This window comes from Rhodococcus sp. NPDC003322 (genome assembly GCF_053589555.1).
On sequence record NZ_JBSFSC010000011.1, the window covers coordinates 26000 to 40866 of the forward strand.

At 68.5% G+C, this 14867-nt stretch carries 14 protein-coding genes; all 14 read left to right on the plus strand.

All coding sequences use genetic code 11. From position 1 onward, the window contains the following. Positions 1–134 precede the first annotated feature (134 nt). The 14 genes from ACWDUM_RS27945 (at position 135) to ACWDUM_RS28010 (ending at position 14842) form a co-directional block, all read left to right on the plus strand. On the plus strand, positions 135–1325 hold the full coding sequence (locus ACWDUM_RS27945) for an acyl-CoA dehydrogenase family protein (RefSeq protein ID WP_450136494.1): 1191 nt from the start codon (positions 135–137) through the stop codon (positions 1323–1325). A gap of 26 nt (positions 1326–1351) precedes the next feature. Continuing rightward, positions 1352–2494 (plus strand): acyl-CoA dehydrogenase family protein, encoded by a 1143-nt coding sequence (locus ACWDUM_RS27950; RefSeq protein WP_450136495.1) that lies wholly within the window; start codon positions 1352–1354, stop codon positions 2492–2494. After that, positions 2491–3516: an acyl-CoA dehydrogenase family protein gene (locus tag ACWDUM_RS27955; protein WP_450136496.1), complete on the plus strand. Its 1026-nt coding sequence runs from the start codon at positions 2491–2493 to the stop codon at positions 3514–3516. Before ACWDUM_RS27950 ends, ACWDUM_RS27955 begins: the two co-directional genes overlap by 4 nt. A gap of 276 nt (positions 3517–3792) precedes the next feature. Continuing rightward, positions 3793–5286 (plus strand): class I adenylate-forming enzyme family protein, encoded by a 1494-nt coding sequence (locus tag ACWDUM_RS27960; RefSeq protein WP_450136497.1) that lies wholly within the window; start codon positions 3793–3795, stop codon positions 5284–5286. A gap of 40 nt (positions 5287–5326) precedes the next feature. Next, positions 5327–6346: an NADP-dependent oxidoreductase gene (locus tag ACWDUM_RS27965; protein WP_450136498.1), complete on the plus strand. Its 1020-nt coding sequence runs from the start codon at positions 5327–5329 to the stop codon at positions 6344–6346. A gap of 69 nt (positions 6347–6415) precedes the next feature. Beyond that, entirely contained in the window at positions 6416–7483 is a 1068-nt protein-coding gene (locus ACWDUM_RS27970) for an extracellular solute-binding protein (protein WP_450116042.1), read from the plus strand. Between the two features lie 39 nt (positions 7484–7522). Next, positions 7523–8353, plus strand: coding sequence for a mycofactocin-coupled SDR family oxidoreductase (locus ACWDUM_RS27975; RefSeq protein ID WP_450136499.1), 831 nt, complete (start codon positions 7523–7525; stop codon positions 8351–8353). A 14-nt stretch (positions 8354–8367) separates the two neighbouring features. Continuing rightward, entirely contained in the window at positions 8368–9141 is a 774-nt protein-coding gene (locus ACWDUM_RS27980) for an SDR family NAD(P)-dependent oxidoreductase (protein ID WP_450136500.1), read from the plus strand. A gap of 31 nt (positions 9142–9172) precedes the next feature. Then, complete coding sequence (locus ACWDUM_RS27985; protein ID WP_450136501.1) at positions 9173–10363, plus strand: thiolase C-terminal domain-containing protein; 1191 nt, start codon at positions 9173–9175, stop codon at positions 10361–10363. Beyond that, positions 10360–10833 (plus strand): Zn-ribbon domain-containing OB-fold protein, encoded by a 474-nt coding sequence (locus tag ACWDUM_RS27990; protein WP_450136502.1) that lies wholly within the window; start codon positions 10360–10362, stop codon positions 10831–10833. The genes ACWDUM_RS27985 and ACWDUM_RS27990 overlap by 4 nt, the downstream gene beginning before the upstream one ends. Further along, the gene (locus ACWDUM_RS27995) at positions 10830–11267 is read left to right on the plus strand and encodes a Zn-ribbon domain-containing OB-fold protein (protein WP_450136503.1); all 438 of its coding nucleotides are present in this window, start codon (positions 10830–10832) and stop codon (positions 11265–11267) included. Before ACWDUM_RS27990 ends, ACWDUM_RS27995 begins: the two co-directional genes overlap by 4 nt. Further along, the gene (locus tag ACWDUM_RS28000) at positions 11264–12406 is read left to right on the plus strand and encodes a thiolase family protein (RefSeq protein ID WP_450116048.1); all 1143 of its coding nucleotides are present in this window, start codon (positions 11264–11266) and stop codon (positions 12404–12406) included. Before ACWDUM_RS27995 ends, ACWDUM_RS28000 begins: the two co-directional genes overlap by 4 nt. A gap of 43 nt (positions 12407–12449) precedes the next feature. Continuing rightward, a complete protein-coding gene (locus tag ACWDUM_RS28005; protein WP_450136504.1) occupies positions 12450–13739 on the plus strand; it encodes an acyl-CoA dehydrogenase family protein in 1290 nt (429 codons plus the stop codon). Further along, a complete protein-coding gene (locus ACWDUM_RS28010; RefSeq protein WP_450116050.1) occupies positions 13739–14842 on the plus strand; it encodes a phosphotransferase family protein in 1104 nt (367 codons plus the stop codon). Before ACWDUM_RS28005 ends, ACWDUM_RS28010 begins: the two co-directional genes overlap by 1 nt. Positions 14843–14867: the final 25 nt, after the last annotated feature.

The following is a 14867-nucleotide window of genomic DNA, read 5'->3' on the forward strand; positions in this document are numbered from 1 at the left end:
CGGACGATCCGACAAGCGCATTCGGTGAATCGCCCGGTTAGCCAGAAGCTATGGCCGGCGCCCGGCCGGGCCCCCGTCGGTGCTGCATGATGGATCCCGACCCGCTCCGCGCCGAACCTGCCGAAGGATCAGAGATGACCAGGCTCGCCCAGACCCCCGGGCTCACCGACACCCAGTCCGAGATCCTCGCCACCGTCCGCGCGTTCGTGGACAAGGAGATCATCCCGCACGCGCAGGAGCTCGAACACGCGGACGAGTACCCGCAGCAGATCGTCGACGGCATGCGCGAGATGGGCCTGTTCGGGCTGATGATCCCGGAGGAGTACGGCGGCCTCGGCGAGTCCCTGCTCACCTACGCCCTGTGCGTGGAGGAGCTGGCCCGCGGGTGGATGAGCATCTCCGGGGTGATCAACACCCACTTCATCGTCGCGTACATGATCCGTCAGCACGGGACCGCCGCGCAGAAGGCGCACTACCTGCCGCGGATGGCGACCGGGGAGGTCCGGGGCGCGTTCTCGATGTCCGAACCGGAGCTCGGCTCGGACGTCGCCGCGATCCGCACCCGGGCGACCAGGGACGGCGACGGCTACTCGATCACCGGCCAGAAGATGTGGCTCACCAACGGCGCCAGCTCGACCCTCGTGGCGGCGTTGGTGAAGACCGACGAGGGCGCGGACAAGCCGCACCGGAACCTGACCACCTTCCTGATCGAGAAGCCGGCCGGGTTCGGCGAGGTGGTGCCGGGGATCACCATCCCCGGGAAGATCGACAAGATGGGCTACAAGGGCATCGACACCACCGAACTGGTCTTCGACGGGTACCGGGCTTCCGCCGACGACATCCTCGGCGGCACAACGGGACTCGGGTTCGGACACATGATGGACGGCATCGAGGTCGGCCGGGTCAACGTGTCGGCGCGGGCCTGCGGCATCGCGATCCGCGCGTTCGAACTCGCCGCCCGGTACGCGCAGCAGCGCAACACCTTCGGCAAGCCGATCGCCGAACACCAGGCGATCGCATTCAAGCTCGCCGAGATGGCCACCAAGGTCGAGGCAGCACACCTGATGATGGTGAACGCGGCCCGGCTCAAGGACTCCGGCGAACGCAACGACGTCGCCGCGGGCATGGCCAAGTATCTCGCCAGCGAGTACTGCGCGGAGGTGACACAGGAGTCCTTCCGCATCCACGGCGGTTACGGATACTCGAAGGAGTACGAGATCGAACGGCTGATGCGGGAGGCACCGTTCCTGCTGATCGGCGAGGGCACCAGCGAGATCCAGAAGACCATCATCAGCAAGGGCGTGCTGCGCAGCTACCGGATCTGAGCACGAGAGCACCACAGGAGCAACCGATGCGCACACCACTGGTCCCCGCCACGACCGCACCCGAACCCGCCGTCGAGGAGCTCCGGGCGCAGGTGCGGTCGTGGCTGCGCGAGCAGGTGTACGCCGACGCCTTCGCACCAGGTGTGGACACCTGGCTCACCCGCTGGGACACCGCCTTCACCCGCGCGTTGGCGGAGCGGGGCTGGGTGGGGATGACGATCCCGGTCGAGTACGGCGGGCACGGCCGCACCTTCATGGAGCGGTTCGTCGTGACCGAGGAACTCCTCGCGGTGGGCGCACCGGTCGCCGCACAGTGGGTGGCCGACCGGCAGGCCGCGCCGTCGCTGCTCAAGTACGGCACCGAAGAGCAGAAGCAGCGCTTCCTGCCCGGCATCGCCCGCGGCGAGATCTGCTGGGCCATCGGCATGTCCGAGCCCGAATCGGGATCCGACCTGGCAAGCGTGCGGACCAGGGCGGTGCGGGTCGACGGGGGCTGGTCGCTGACCGGCACCAAGTTGTGGACATCTGGGGCCCATCATGCGCACGCGTTCTTCGCCCTCGCCCGGACGGCACCGCTGGACACCGCGCACCGGCACGACGGGCTGAGCCAGTTCATCGTCATGCTCGACTCCCCCGGGGTGACCATCGAACCGATCCTGTCGATGTCGGGCGACCACCACTTCAACGAGGTGCGGCTCGAGGACGTGTTCGTGCCGGACGAGCTGGTGCTCGGCACCATCGGCGAGGGGTGGACCCAGGTGACCTCCGAACTCGGCTACGAACGCAGCGGACCGGAACGGTTCCTGTCCACCTTCACCCTGCTGGCCGCGACCGTCGACGAGGTCGCCGCGGGCCGACTGCCCGCCGACCCGCGGATCGGCGCCCAGATCGGCAGGCTGGTCGGACTGCACCACATGTCGACCGCGGTGTCCGAGGCGCTCGAACGCCACGAGAGCGCGGAGGTCGCGGCCTCGGTGGTGAAGGTCCTGGGCACCGCCACCGAAGGCGACATCGCCGACCTGGCCGAGGAACTGAGCGGGGAGAACGCAACCGAGGGGTACGCCGCGCTGGTCGCCGCCGGCGCCATGCAGCGGCCCGGCTTCACCCTGCGCGGCGGTACGAGCGAGATTCTGCGCGGCGTGATCGCGCGGGGACTGGGGATGCGATGAGCACCGAGCTGGACGACCTGACCCGCATGCTCGAACAGGTTCTCGACCGGGCCTCGGACACACCCGAGTTCGACACCACGCTGTGGGCGACGCTGACCGACCTCGGGGTGACGCGGCTGACCGGCCCAGAGTCCGGCGGCGGCTGGCCGGAGGCAGCGGTTCTGCTGGCCGCGGCGGGGGCGACCGCGGCGCCGGTTCCCCTCGCGGAGAACGACCTGCTCGCGGGCTGGCTGGCCGACACCGCGGACCTCGGCGACACCGCCGCAGTACCCCCGGGCGGCACCGTCGCCGTCCGCACCGTCGCGGCACTGGACTCCGACGGCACGGCGCAGCACGTCCCCTGGGGCCGAATTGCCGACGCGCTGGTGCTGATCTGGCCCAGCGGCGACGGCCACCGGGTCGCGCAGGTGCCGCGCTCCGACGTGACCGTGGCCCCGGGCACGAACCTCGCCGGCGAACCCAGGGACCGGGTGAGCGTCGACCTGACCGGAGTCGGCGGAATCCCCGTGCCCAGCACCGTCGCCCGTGAGCTGTACCTGCGCGGGGCACTGTCCCGGGCGCTGGCGATGACCGGGGCGGCGGGGCGGGTACTCGACATCGTGGTCGGGCACACCACCACCCGCACGCAGTTCGGCAGGCCGGTGGCGGCGTTCCAGGCGGTGCAGCACCTGGTCGCGGACATCGCCACCGCCGACGCGCTCGCCCGGGCCGCCACCGAGGCCGCGGTCACCTCCGTGATCGATCATGGATTCGATTCCACGGCAACCGAGTTCGCGATCGCTGCCGCCCGATCCTGCGCCGGGCACGGCGCGTCGACGATCGTCCGGAACGCCCATCAGGCGATGGGTGCGATCGGCTTCACCGCCGAACATCCCCTGCACCGCTACACGAACCGACTGCTCTCCTGGCGCGGCGAGTTCGGCTCCGTCCGCTCGTGGGACGACGCACTCACCGCCACCGCGGCCGCCGCCGGCGGTGCCGGACTGTGGCCGCTGATCAGCGGCTCTCACCACACCGCCTGACCGTTCTCGCCCCCTACGGATGCGCGCCCGCATCCGCAGCTTCGGCGTGCCCGATCGACCTTTTCCCAGGCCACACGGCCAGAGCGCGCGCAGTCACTCACCCACCAGAACCGATCACATTCGGATATTCATAAATATCGGCATATTTGCTACAGTTCACACCACTCGCCAAATGTGGCCCAGCGCACACAAGCGTGACTGGCCGCACACGGCAGGCGAGACCGGACGGTCGGTGCATACGGACGTGCACCGCGCTCACTTCAGCCAGGTGGTGCAATGGGTATCGAAACTGTTCTGGACATGACGTCCTCGATTCATCCCGACAGAATCGTCATCGGACGGCGCAGCTCCGGGTTGACCTGTCGGCAGCTCAGCGACCTCGCATCGGGAGGAGCCACGACGCTCCGCGACCGGGGTGCACGGCACGTCGTGTTCGTCGGAGTGAACGGCCCGGCACTGCCGGTCCTGACCTTCGCGGCGGCTCGGGCGGGCATTCCACTCGCACCACTGAACTACCGGCTTTCCGACGAACAATTACGTGGCCTGGTCGCCCAGTTGGACCGACCCGTGGTCGTCGCGGACCCCGCGTACGCGGACAAGATCGCCGACGCGGCGGAGACGGTTCTGACCACCGATCGGTTCCTCGACCTCGCCCACCGCGCCGGGCCCGCCGATTTCGCGCCGGCACCCGACGACGCGACCGCGATCGTACTGTTCACATCGGGTACGACATCGGCTCCGAAGGGTGTCCTCCTCCGGCATCGCAACCTACTGTCCTACCTGTTCAACACCGTCGAATTCGCTTCCGCGGGTGAGGAAGAGGCCACCCTCGTGAGCACCCCGCCCTACCACATCGCGGGCATGGGCGCGGTCCTGAGCAACATCTACGCGGGCCGCCGGATGGTGCACCTGCCGGACTTCTCTCCCCAGGGGTGGCTCGAACTCGTCCGCGACGAGGGCGTGACGAGCGCGATGGTGGTCCCCACGATGCTCGCACGCGTCGTCGAGCACCTGAACGGGGAACCGGCGCGGACACCCCGCCTCGCTTCCCTCGCCTACGGCGGCGCCCGGATGCCGCAGCCGGTCCTCGAACGTGCGCTCGCCGCGTTCCCGACCACCGGGTTCGTCAATGCGTACGGACTGACCGAAACCAGTTCCACCATTGCGGTTCTCGGCCCCGCGGATCACCGCGAAGCGCTCGCCGATCCAGCACTCCGCACTCGACTGTCATCGGTCGGCCGGGTAGTGCCGGGCATGGAGGCGCAGATCCGCGCCGACGACGACGCCACCGTCCTCCCCGACGGCGCGACCGGTCTGCTGTGGGTGCGCGGCCCACAGGTCAGCGGCGAGTACATGGGGAGGGGGACCGTACTCGACGAGAACGGCTGGTTTCCGACCCGAGACCGCGCCCACCTCGACGACGGTTACCTCTACATCGGCGGTCGCGCCGACGACACGATCATCCGCGGCGGCGAGAACATCGCGCCCGCGGAGATCGAGGACGTCCTTGTACGTCACGACGGTGTTCGCGAGGTCGCGGTGATCGGTCTCCCCGACGACGAGTGGGGTGAACGGATCTGCGCCGTGGTCGTTCCCGAGCCGTCGGAAACCCTCGAACCCGAAAAGATTCGCGCGTGGTGCCGTGCGCGCCTGCGCGGATCACGCACACCGGACGACGTGGTCTTCGTTGACGATCTGCCCCGAACTCCCACCGGGAAACTCGTCCGTCGTGATCTCGTCCTGCAGGTGGAAGCCCTCCAACCCGCCTGAGGAGAACCAGCCGACCGCCCGCCCTCTCTCCGGAGGAAAAATGCTTCCGACACCCAGCCGTGAGTGGCGCCTTCGCTCGCGCCCGACAGGACGTCCCCGCGACGCGGACGTCGAACTCGTCCAGACCATGTGCCCGCCGCCGGCGTCGGGCATGGTCCGCGTCGCCAACCAGGTGATGTCCGTCGAACCGTACATGCGTGGACGAATGGGTGGTGAAGCGACCTACGCCGAGCCCTACCCGTTGAACGCGCCGATGTCCGCGCCGACCGTTGGCCGGGTGACGGAGTCGGCCGACTCCTCGGTCCCGGTCGGCGCGCTCGTCCTCCACGACCACGGGTGGCGGGAGCACTCCACCTTTCACGCCACCGAATGCCGCATCCTCGAACACGACGATCTTTCCCCCGCAACTCATCTCGGACTGCTCGGGATCCCGGGCATGACCGCATGGGTCGGCCTGACGCGAATCGCGCGACTGGAAGCGGGTGACGTCCTCTTCGTCTCGTCCGCAGCGGGAGCCGTCGGGTCCACCGTCGTTCAGATCGCCAAACGGATGGGCGCCACCGTCATCGGGAGCGCGGGGTCACCGGAGAAGGTGGCGCTCGTTCGCGATCTCGGTGCCGACTCCGCCTTCGACTACCACGACGGGCCGGTGAAGGACCTCCTCGGCAGATCGCTCGCGGAGGCAGGCACGACCTCGCTGGACGTGTACTTTGACAACGTCGGCGGGGAGCATCTCGAGGCCGCGATCCGAGTCCTGTCCGATCATGCGCGAATTGCATTGTGCGGCATGAGCAGTATCTACAATGCGCGGGCGCCACAGCCGGGGCCCGCCAACCTGCTCAAGCTGATCTGGCGTCGCGCCCGAATGGAGGGCTTCCTCCTGGGTGACCACGAGGACGCCCGCCCCGAATTCGAGAACCGCATGGCGGCCTGGATCCGTACCGGTGCGGTCCGACCCGTCCACACCGAGTTCCCCGGCGGCATCGCAGGTGCGTGGCCGGCGTTCAACGGGATGCTGGACGGCACCTCCGTCGGAAAGGCCGTCGTTCCTCTCCTCTGACTCGAACCAACCACCCCCACATCACCCCAGCCCGGCACAACTGTGCCGCCATTCCCGACAGGAGCCTTCGTGAGCGCATTTCGACGAATCGCCAGCGCGGCAGCCGGACTCACCGCCACAGTATTGCTGTTGACCGCGTGTGGCGGCGCCGGCGCGGACCAGCGAATCGCCAACGACTCGATCGGATCGACCGGACCGACCGGCGACGCCTCTTGGCAGCAACTGATCGAGGATGCCAAGGCCGAGGGCGAGGTCACGATCTACTCGTCGAACACCAACGAGCAGCTGGCAGAACTCGCCTCCCGGTTCCAGAACGAATACGGGATTCGGGTGGACGTCGTCCGCGACGTCGACGCCAACCTGCATCAGAAGATCGGAGCCGAGCTCACCACCGGCAACACCGTGGCAGACGTCGTGCTGCAAGCCACGCCGGCGTGGAGCGAGCAGCTCGGGACCACGGGAGAACTGACCGCTCCCGTCGGTCCCGCCGTGACGGAGTCCGAGTACGACGCCGCCACGCTGCTGAGGCCCAGCCACGACTTCGTGACCAATGCGTCCGTCGGGACATTCGCCTGGAACACCGACCGCCTTCCAGAGGGCCTCACCGGCTACGAGGACCTGCTCGATCCCGCCCTTGCCGGCGGCAAGATCGGCACCGTTCTGCCCACCTCTGCGGCGCACATCGACCTCTACGAGAACTACCTGGACAACGTCGGCGGCGCCGACTACATGGAGCGGCTCGCCGCACAGAAGCCGCGCATCTACCCTGGCGCTCTACCACTCGCCCAGGCGCTGGCATCCGGTGAGATCGCCGCCGCGACATTCGTGCAGGACCAGACGAAGGAAGCCGAGGCAGGCGCACCGGTCGCATCCGGCTTCGACGACATGGTCTGGGGCGGGCCGATGTATGCGGGCATCCTCACCGACGCCCCGCATCCCGCCGCCGCGCAGCTGCTCGCCAACTACCTGGTCACTCCAGCCGGCCAGGAGGCCATCTCCTACCGCGCGGCGTCGGTTCTGCCCGACATCGCGAGCGCCGTCATCACGATCGACAAGGTTGCGCCACAGGACACCGCGGCAATGACGCCCGAGGCCCTGGAGGCACTCAAGGCCCGATTCAACCAGCTCTTCAACTGATTTCACGGCTCCACAAGCATCGCGAAAGGACACGAACTCATGGGACGGGTGTCGGGCAAGGTCGCACTGGTCACCGGTGGCGCACGCGGGCAGGGCCGTTCACACGCGGTCCGTCTCGCCGAGGAGGGAGCCGACGTCTTCCTGATCGACGCGTGCACGGACATCGCGTCGGTGCGGTATCCCCTGCCAACGGAAGCGGACCTGAAGGAGACCGCCGAACTGGTGGCTGCGACCGGGCGCCGCGCGGTGTCCCGGGTCGCGGACGTGCGAAGCCAGCAGCAGATGAACGACGCCGTGGGCGAGGCAATCTCGGAGTTCGGTCACGTCGACATCGTCTGCGCCAACGCGGGCATCGTCGGCTTCGCGCCCACCTGGGAACTCACCGAAGGCGAGTGGCAGGACGTCATCGACGTCAACCTCACCGGCGTCTTCCACACCGTGAAGGCCGTGGTGCCCGGAATGATCGATGCCGGCCGGGGCGGATCGATCGTCATCACCAGTTCGATCCAGGCGTTCCGCGGCTCCGCGAACATCGCGCATTACAACGCCTCCAAGGCCGGCGTGATGGGGCTGATGCGCACACTGGCCGGCGAGCTGGGGCGCAACAGGATTCGCGTGAACACCGTCAACCCGAGCGCGGTGGCGACTCCGATGCTCCACAACGAGGCAACCTTCGCCGTGTTCGGACCCGACCTGGAGAACCCCGGGCCGGACGACCTGTGGGACCGCTCGAAGGCGCGCAACGTCATGGACGTCGGGTGGGTGGAGCCGATCGACATGAGCAACGCCGTCCTCTTCCTCGCCTCGGACGAGTCCCGATACATCACCGGCGCGTCGCTCCCGGTCGACGCCGGCCTCCTGCTGCAGTGACGAAAGGAAACATCATGAGTTCACGACTGGCGGGGCGCCGGGTATTCGTCACCGGCGGCGGCAGCGGCATCGGTGAGGCAGTCGCCCACCGGGTCGCAGCGGAAGGTGCAGCCGTCGCTGTGACCGACGCGCGCAAGGATGCAGCCGAGAGCGTCGCCGAATCCGTGCGCGCGGCCGGTGGCACCGCCGTCGCCATCCACTGCGATGTCGCCGACGAGCAGTCGGTGGCATCGGCAGTGGAGACCGCGGCGCTCGCACTGTCCGGTCTCGACGGTGTCGTGACGTGTGCCGGCATCACCCGTGCCGGCCTCGCCCACGAGCTGAGCCTCGACGACTGGGACATCGCGCTCCGCGTCAATCTGACCGGCACGTTCCTGCCACTGCGTGCCACCATCCCGCACCTGCTCCAGGCCGGCGGCGGCTCCATCGTCACCGTGGGCTCGGTGGCCTCACTGGTCGCACCGAACTTCAACACCCCGGCATACGAGGCGTCCAAGGGCGGCGTGCTCCAGCTGACGCGGTCGATCGCCCTCGGCTACGCCGAGCACGGTATCCGCGCCAACTGCCTGTGCCCCGGCGTCGTGAGCACCGGCCTGGCCGCGAACACCGCCGCGCTCCACGGAAAGATCCAGGTGCGCACCCGCAGCGATGCGATCGAGGCGACGCCGATGGGACGCAAGGCGGCTCCGGACGAGATGGCCACCGTCACCGCATTCCTGCTCTCCGACGAGGCCTCGTTCATGACCGGCGCAGCCATCGCCGCCGACGGCGGCCTCACCGCGCACTGACAGCCCGTTCGACCCTTCCGAAGGAGCCCTCATGCCCACAGACACCATCGCCTGGCAACGCGACGCGTGCGCCATCGCGGGAATCGGCACAACCGCGTTCTCCAAGGACTCCGGCGTGTCGGTGACCGCTCTCGCCGTCGAGGCCGCGGCGAACGCGCTCGCCGATGCCGGCCTCACCGTCGCCGATGTCGACGGAATCGTGCGCAACGACATGGATCTCGTGTCGTGTGCCGCCCTCGCCGACGGTCTCGGCGTCCCCAACCTCACCTACTGGGGGGAGGCGGGGCCCGGCGGGTCGGGTCCGTGCGCCATGGTCGCCCAGGCGGTCGCCGCGATCATGAGCGGCCAGGCCACCACGGTCGTGGTCTTCCGTTCCCTCAACGGCCGATCGGGACGCCGGTTCGGGCTCTCTCCAGTCACCACGCCCGAGGTCGGCGGCCAGGAGACCATGGAAGAGTTCTTCGGACCGTACGGGCTGCTGTCCTCCGGCCAGTACTTCGCGCTGATGGCGCAGCGGTACATGACGCAGACCGGCCTGAAGTCGGAACAGCTCGCCGAGATCGCTCTCGTAGCCCGCAGGCGCGCCAACGCCAATCCGGCCGCGCAGATGCACGACCGCACGATGACCCTCGACGACTATCTCGACTCGCGAATGCTGTCGTCGCCGCTGCGCCTGTTCGACTACTGCCTCGAAACCGACGGTGCCGCAGCGGTGGTCGTCACGACCGCAGATCGGGCACGGGACCTGGCGCAGCCGCCGGCGCTGATCCGGTCGGCCGCGATGTCGACGTGCCCGCGGCCGCAGCCGGGAATCATGTACCCGACGCTGATGCGCGAGGACGTCACAGTGCTGCCGTCACGGGTCTGCCAGGACACCCTGTACTCGCGCGCAGGCCTCGGACCGACCGACGTCGACGTCGCACAGATCTACGACTGCTACTCCATCACCGCGCTCATCCAGATCGAGGACTACGGATTCTGCAAGCGCGGCGACACCGGCGACTTCCTCGCCGACGGCCAGATCGATCTCGGCGGATCGATTCCGATCAACACCAGTGGAGGACACATGTCCGAGGGGTACATCCACGGGATGAACCATGTCGTGGAGGGTGTGCGGCAGATCCGCGGCACCTCCACCAGCCAGGTGCCGGGTGCGCAGGTCTCGCTAGTGACCTCCGCTCCCCCGCCTGCGGCCAGCGCACTGATCCTGGTGGCGGCATGAGCGCCCCGGCCGCAGTCGGGCGACTGCGTCCCACCGTCGTCGATCGCGGCAGCCGTGGGTTCTTCGACGAGGCAGCACAGGGACGGCTGTCCGTGCTGACCTGCACTTCGTGCGGCAAGCGGATCCACTTGCCGCGGCCGCGCTGCGTGTACTGCGGCGGCACCGGTCCTGTGTGGCAACCGGTGGCACGCACCGGAACGGTCTACGCGCACACGGTCGTCGAGCACCAGGTGCACCCCCTGTTCCCGGTGCCGTACACGGTGATCGTCGTCGACGTCGACGGCGAAGAGGACGGGGTCCGGATGATCGGCAACCTGCCCGGCCGCGCGGACGTGTCCGCGGGTACACCGGTGGTGAGCGACTTCGAGGATCTGGGTGAGGACGCGGAGGGTAACGCGGTGGTGATTCCGGTATGGCGGGTCGACACCGGCCGCGCGGCCGCGAAGGCAGACGACGGTGGTGCCGCATGACGACGACAACACCCGCGTGGCGGTTCGTCGACGACACGCTGTTCGCCACGGCAGACGCGGATTCCGCTCTGGTGGGCGCAAAGTGCGCCGGATGCGGGACCGTCACCTTTCCAGTGCAGGCGTCCTGCCCGCGGTGCGGCGGCTCGTCGATGGAGAGCACGCCCCTGCCCCGGGAGGGCACCCTGTGGTCGTACACGGTGCAGACCTTCGCCCCGAAGGCCCCCTTCCGCACCGTCGACCCGTTCACTCCGTTCGGTGTCGGCTACGTCGACCTCGGCGAGGTGATCGTCGAGTCTCGGTTGACGGTCGCCGACGCCGATGCCCTCACTATCGGGACGGCTGTGCGACTCACAACGATCGTCAACCATCTCGACGAGGGCGGCACCGAGGTGCGCACGTTCGCATTCGAACCCGCGGAAGGAGAGTCGTCGTGAAGGTCGCGATCGTCGGAGTCGGTATCCACAAGTTCGGCCGCACGGAAGGCGTCAGTGGACGCGACCAGGGCGCTTTCGCCGCCCGGCAGGCACTCGCCGATGCCGGGGTCGAGTTCAAGGACATCCAGTTCGCCTACGGTGGAAGCGATTCCGCGGGTAATGCGGACACGCTCGTGTCGGATCTCGGGCTCACCGGGCTGCCCTTCGTCAACGTCTCAAACGGCTGCGCCACCGGTGGTAGCGCCCTCACGTCCGCGCTCAGCAGGATCCGTTCGGGTGAGAGCGATCTCGGCATGGTCGTCGGTTTCGACAAGCATCCGCGGGGCGCGTTCAACGCGCGCCCCGAGGACAACGGACTGGGGCGCTGGTACGGGGAGACCGGGATGATGGTCACCACGCAGTTCTTCGCGATGAAGATCCAGCGCTACCTCGTCGAGCACGACCTGCCGAAGAGCCTCCTGGCGACGGTCGCGGCGAAGGCGTTCCGCAACGGCGCCCTGGCTCCGCATGCATGGCGGCGAACACCGCTGTCCGAAGAGGAGATCACGGGCGCCACGATGGTCAGCGACCCGCTCACGCAGTACATGTTCTGCTCGCCGGCCGAGGGCGGTGTCGCGCTGATCCTGGCGCGCGCCGACCACGCGCACCGGTACACCGACACCCCCGTGTTCGTCGAGGCCGCGGCGCTGCGGTCACGCCAGTTCGGGTCGTTCGAGGTGTTCAGCCCGTGGGTGTCACCCGAGCGCGCCGACGGGCCGACCGTCACCGCCTCGCGCGCCGCCTTCGAGACCGCGGGCATCGACCCCACCGACGTCGACGTCGCGCAGATCCAGGACACCGAGGCGGGCGCGGAGATCATGCACCTGGCCGAGACGGGGCTGTGCAAGCACGGCGAGCAGGAGTCGCTGATCCGCTCCGGCGCAACGGAGATCGGTGGTTCCATCCCCGTGAACACCGACGGCGGCTGCATCGCCAACGGCGAGCCGATCGGCGCCACCGGCCTGCGACAGGTGTACGAGAACGTCGTCCAGTTGCGCGGCCGTGCCGGCGACCGGCAGGTCGCCGGCAATCCGCGGGTGGGATTCACACACGTGTACGGGGCACCAGGCATCAGCGCCTGCACCGTCCTGACCCGCTGACCCTCGCAGCACACATCGAGGCCCGAACCACTAGGAGAGCGCAATGGCATGGGATTTCGAAACCGATCCACTGTTTCAGGAGAAGCTGGACTGGGTCGACCGGTTCGTCACCGAGGAGGTCGAGCCCGTCGACCGCATCGTCGAACACGCGTGGGACGTCTCCGATCCCACCCGCAACAAGCTGATCAGGCCGCTGCAGGAGAAGGTGCGCGAGCAGGAACTGTGGGCCTGCCACCTCGGCCCCAACCTCGGCGGACCCGGCTACGGTCAGCTCAATCTCGCCCTGCTCAACGAGATCCTCGGCCGCACCCACAGTGGACCGGTCGTGTTCGGTTGCCAGGCACCCGATTCCGGCAATGCCGAGATCCTCGCCCACTACGGCACACCGGAGCTCAAGGCCCGCTACCTCGGCCCCCTCATCGACGGCGACATCATGTCCTGCTACTCGATGACCGAGCCGCAGGGCGGGTCCGACCCGACCAGCTTCGTCACCCGCGCCGTTCGCGACGGCGACCACTACGTCATCAACGGCGAGAAGTGGTTCTCCTCCCATGCCCGGTTCTCGTCGTTCCTCATCGTCATGGCCGTCACGGATCCCGACGCACCCCGCACCCGGCGCGCGTCGATGTTCGTCGTGCCGACGGACACACCCGGCATCGAGATCGTCCGAAACGTCGGGGTGTGGGGACATTCGGAGTCCGAGGGCACACACGCGTACATCCGCTACACCGACGTCCGCGTCCCCGTCGACCACCTGCTCGGGGAGGAGGGCAACGGCTTCGAGGTCGCCCAGACCCGCCTCGGTGGCGGCCGCATCCACCACGCGATGCGCACCGTCGGCCTCGTCCGCGCGTCGCTGGACATGATGCTCGAGCGGGCGGTCTCACGACACACTCGCGGGCGGAGCCTGGCCGACATGCAGCTCGTGCAGGAGATGATCGCCGAGTCCTGGGTGGAGCTCGAGCAGTTCCGCCTGCTGGTGCTGCGCACCGCCTGGAAGATCGACAACCTGCAGGACTACAAGAAGGTGATCGCCGACATCTCCGCGGTGAAGATGGTGATGCCGAAGGTCCTGAACAGTGTGGTGTCGCGGGCCATCCAGCTGCACGGGTCGCTCGGCATCTCCACCGAGATGCCGTTCGGAAAGTGGCTGCTGGAGAGCTACCACATGGGCCTGGCCGACGGTGCGACGGAACTGCACAAGCAGCAGATCGCAAAGCAGCTGCTCAAAGACGCCACGCCCGCCGAGGGCCTGTTCCCGACGGTGCACCTTCCCGTCCTCGACGGTGCGGCGGAACGGAAGTTCGGGCTGCCTGCCAAGGGGACCTGGTGATGGCGTCCTCCTCTCCCTCCGAAGTCACGGAACCGGTCGACGAGATCGCCCCGGTCCGGGCCGGCGAAGAGCTCGACTGGGCCTCGCTCGAAACGCACCTGCGGGCGAACGTCGAGGGCCTCGACGGGGAGTTCTCGGTGCTCCAGTTCCCACGTGGCTCAGCCAATCTCACCTACCGCGTCAGCTTCGGGGACCGTCGCCTGGTGGTTCGTCGTCCCCCGTTCGGGAAGATCGCGCCGGGCGCACATGACATGGGCCGTGAGTACCGGGTGCTGTCGCGTTTGCACGAACGCTACGACCGCGCACCGCGGGCCCTGCTGCACTGCGCGGACGCAGCGGTGATCGGTGCGGAGTTCCTGGTTTCGGAGTACCGCGACGGAATCGTGGTGTGGGATTCGATTCCGGTGTCGATGGCGCATCTACCCGACGCCGGACGCCGGATCGGGCTGGCGGTGATCGACGGCCTCGCGGAGCTACACGCGGTCGATCCCGCGTCGTGCGGACTGTCGGACCTCGGGCGGCCGGACGGCTACCTCGATCGGCAGGTCCGCGGCTGGTCGTCGCGGTGGGACGCGGTAGCCGAGCACGCGCCGTCCGCGGAGGCCGCGCGAGTGGTCGACGAGGTGGGCAGGCTGATTCGTGCCGCGATCCCCACCTCCCAGCGGGCCGGCATCGTGCACAACGACTACAAGGTGGACAACTGCCAGTTCGCGCCGGACGACCCCGACCGGGTGAAGTCGGTCTTCGACTGGGACATGGCCACCACCGGTGACGTCCTCGTCGATCTGGGGACGCTGCTGAACTACTGGCCCGACCGGACCGTGGACCCGGACTCGGCCGCGGCGTTCATCGCGGTCCCGGGGATGCACGGCCTCGACCTGCCGTCGCGAGCCGAGGTCGTCGAACGGTACTCCGCCGGAAGTTCTCTCGACCTGTCCCGGATCTCCTGGTACGAGGCGTTCGGGTGCTGGAAGACCGTGGTGATCCTGCAGCAGCTGTACGCACGCTTCGTGCGAGGTGAGACGTCCGACGAGCGGATGGGGGAACGCGGCGACCTCGTGGCACCGCTCGCCCGGCGTGCGCTGGAGCTCCTCACCGACTGAGACGAGAACGGGGTGTGCCGCGGGC

Excerpts from the sequence above, each read along its gene's own strand:
- ACWDUM_RS27955 (WP_450136496.1), top strand. The coding sequence starts at position 2,491 with ATGAGCACCGAGCTGGACGACCTGACCCGCATGCTCGAACAGGTTCTC.
- ACWDUM_RS27950 (WP_450136495.1), top strand. The coding sequence starts at position 1,352 with ATGCGCACACCACTGGTCCCCGCCACGACCGCACCCGAACCCGCCGTC.
- ACWDUM_RS28010 (WP_450116050.1), top strand. The coding sequence starts at position 13,739 with ATGGCGTCCTCCTCTCCCTCCGAAGTCACGGAACCGGTCGACGAGATC.
- ACWDUM_RS27995 (WP_450136503.1), top strand. The coding sequence starts at position 10,830 with ATGACGACGACAACACCCGCGTGGCGGTTCGTCGACGACACGCTGTTC.
- ACWDUM_RS27945 (WP_450136494.1), top strand. The coding sequence starts at position 135 with ATGACCAGGCTCGCCCAGACCCCCGGGCTCACCGACACCCAGTCCGAG.
- ACWDUM_RS27965 (WP_450136498.1), top strand. The coding sequence starts at position 5,327 with ATGCTTCCGACACCCAGCCGTGAGTGGCGCCTTCGCTCGCGCCCGACA.
- ACWDUM_RS27985 (WP_450136501.1), top strand. The coding sequence starts at position 9,173 with ATGCCCACAGACACCATCGCCTGGCAACGCGACGCGTGCGCCATCGCG.
- ACWDUM_RS27975 (WP_450136499.1), top strand. The coding sequence starts at position 7,523 with ATGGGACGGGTGTCGGGCAAGGTCGCACTGGTCACCGGTGGCGCACGC.
- ACWDUM_RS27990 (WP_450136502.1), top strand. The coding sequence starts at position 10,360 with ATGAGCGCCCCGGCCGCAGTCGGGCGACTGCGTCCCACCGTCGTCGAT.
- ACWDUM_RS27960 (WP_450136497.1), top strand. The coding sequence starts at position 3,793 with ATGGGTATCGAAACTGTTCTGGACATGACGTCCTCGATTCATCCCGAC.
- ACWDUM_RS27980 (WP_450136500.1), top strand. The coding sequence starts at position 8,368 with ATGAGTTCACGACTGGCGGGGCGCCGGGTATTCGTCACCGGCGGCGGC.
- ACWDUM_RS28005 (WP_450136504.1), top strand. The coding sequence starts at position 12,450 with ATGGCATGGGATTTCGAAACCGATCCACTGTTTCAGGAGAAGCTGGAC.